At 42.2% G+C, this 2,105-nt stretch carries 2 protein-coding genes; one reads left to right on the top strand and one right to left on the bottom strand.

From position 1 onward, the window contains the following. Nucleotides 1-535 (bottom strand): aminotransferase class I/II-fold pyridoxal phosphate-dependent enzyme (locus F6K37_RS39480; RefSeq protein ID WP_287256713.1); only part of this gene is annotated, 535 nt, incomplete at its 3' end. 489 nt (nt 536-1,024) lie between these two features. Between F6K37_RS39480 and F6K37_RS39475 the strand changes: the two genes are divergently transcribed. Then, nucleotides 1,025-1,945, top strand: a complete 921-nt coding sequence (locus tag F6K37_RS39475; protein WP_287256711.1) for a class I SAM-dependent methyltransferase — start codon at nt 1,025-1,027, stop codon at nt 1,943-1,945. Nucleotides 1,946-2,105: the final 160 nt, after the last annotated feature.

Genomic DNA, 2,105 nt, shown 5'->3' with positions numbered 1-2,105 from the left:
TATCAACCTTCTCGGAGGGAATCTCTGCGGTGAAGTTGTTCTCGGCGGTAATCGGTAGATAAACCAAACCCTCATATTTACCGCTATCATCAGCATCCCCCGTATGACCAGCCATGACGTTGGTGTCTACATATACAGGATAAACTGGGTCAGTAACGGCAATCTTGTTATCTTTCCCAAAGATGTCGAGAATGTTACCGGTGTCGCACTTGGAGCCATCGGAGATGAAAATTTCCCCAGCCTCAATCTCACACCCCCGGCTTTGAAAATCGTGGGTAGCAATTTTTTCCCTTAACCAAGGGTAGCCTTGCTCGGGACCATAACCTTTGAAGGTGGCGCGATCGCCCATTTCTTCAACAGCTTTGATTATAGCGGTGCGGCAGGCTGCTGGTAGTGGTTCGGTAACATCACCAATCCCCAGCTTGATTAGCTTAGCATCAGGATTGGCCTCTGCGAAAGTATTGACCCGTCGCGCAATTTCGGGAAATAGGTAGCCAGCTTTGAGTTTGAGGTAGTTATCGTTAATGGTTGCCATAGTAGATTGCTATAAACGCCTTCAAAATAGCTTATATCAAGTCTGGTGGAATACCTATAATTAGGCTGGGGAGATAGGGAGATGGGGAGATGGGGAGATTTTTATGAAGGGTAATTATTCCGACATGATAGTATAGCCCTACGCGCAAGTCCGCAAGTCAGAAGTCAGAAGTCAGAAGTAAGCTATGACTAAGTTTCGGAGTTTACAAATGTCTTAATCTGAATGCGTAGTGCTATACAAGTTTTTTGTAAGCATATGCGCTATGGGAACAGGTGTCAGCGGTCAGTCGTTGGCCTTTGGCTGATATAGCAATTCTCTCTCCCATCAGGTACAAAGGGATCCCCCTAAATCCCCCTTATAAAGGGGGACTTTGAGGCTCAAAAGCGTACCTCATAAATGCAATAAACGCTATAGCTTATGGCTGATAGCTGATAGCTGATAACTGATAACTGATAACTGATAGCTGATAGCTGATAGCTGATAGCTGATATGGAAATTCCGAAATTACTCAACACTCAAATCGGTGATGTAGCAGCTACATCCCTACTGACTTTATATTGCCATGCCCTAGAAAGCCAGTCAAAAGACCCAATTTTATATGATCCATTAGCTGTTGAAATTACTGACAAATTAACTCCTGAATTATCCCAATCAGATAACAAGCTTTATCAAAGCTTAGCTAAGGGCAAGGTAGAAAAAAAATTGGTGGTTCATGTGGCTATGCGCGCCAAACGCTATGATGATTATACCAGAAATTTCCTGGAGCGATCGCATAAGCGATGCAGCGCGGTCTTGGGGGTTTCCCCCATGAGCGACTGCATCAAGAACAGAATTGTTGTTAATATTGGTTGTGGATTGGATACTCGTTTCCACCGGATCGATAACGGAAAGGTTATCTTCTATGACCTGGATTTACCAGAGGTGATAGCGGTTAAAAAGAAATTGTTACCAGAAACTGACCGCTATCGCTTTATTCCGTGTTCGGTCTTGAATTATGAATGGATCGAAGCAATTAGAGAGTTGAAGGCTGATTCAGTTTTATTTATGGCAGAAGGCTTATTTATGTACCTTCAAGAAGAGGAAGTAAAATCATTAGTCTTGAAACTGCAATCAACGTTTCCAGGCTGTGAACTTATTGCTGAATTTTTCAAGGCGGCTTGGTTAAAGCAGCCCCTGCGAGCAATCATCAACAGAAAATTACAACAGGATTTGCACTTGGGAAAAGATGCCAGTTTCAACTTTGGGATTCAAGACAGTAAAGACTTGGAGAGTTGGAATCCAGGTATTGAATTCCTTGATGATTGGTTTTATCTTGATGAACCAGAAAAGAAACTTGGTTTGCTGAGAGTTTTCAAAGATATTCCATTTTTCAGGAAAATACTGTGGACTGCTCGCTATAAGTTAAATTAAAAGGGAGTAGGGAATCGGGATATCTGATAAAAAATGTTAATTCGTAACTACCAAGTATCAGATGCCAAAGCTGTGATTGATGTCTACAAAAATGCTATCATGGAGATAGCATCACAGGCTTATGATCGTAAACAAATAGAGATTTGGTCATCCTATCCTA

It is taken from the genome of Moorena sp. SIO4E2, from assembly GCF_010671945.1.
In the GTDB taxonomy this organism is placed as follows: domain Bacteria; phylum Cyanobacteriota; class Cyanobacteriia; order Cyanobacteriales; family Coleofasciculaceae; genus Moorena; species Moorena producens.
The sequence above is the reverse complement of the archived record's forward strand: the minus strand, read 5'-3'. Positions and strand labels throughout refer to the sequence as shown.

Bases quoted from the DNA above. Each gene is read 5' to 3' on its own strand.
- F6K37_RS39475 (WP_287256711.1), top strand. From the start codon at position 1,025: ATGGAAATTCCGAAATTACTCAACACTCAAATCGGTGATGTAGCAGCT.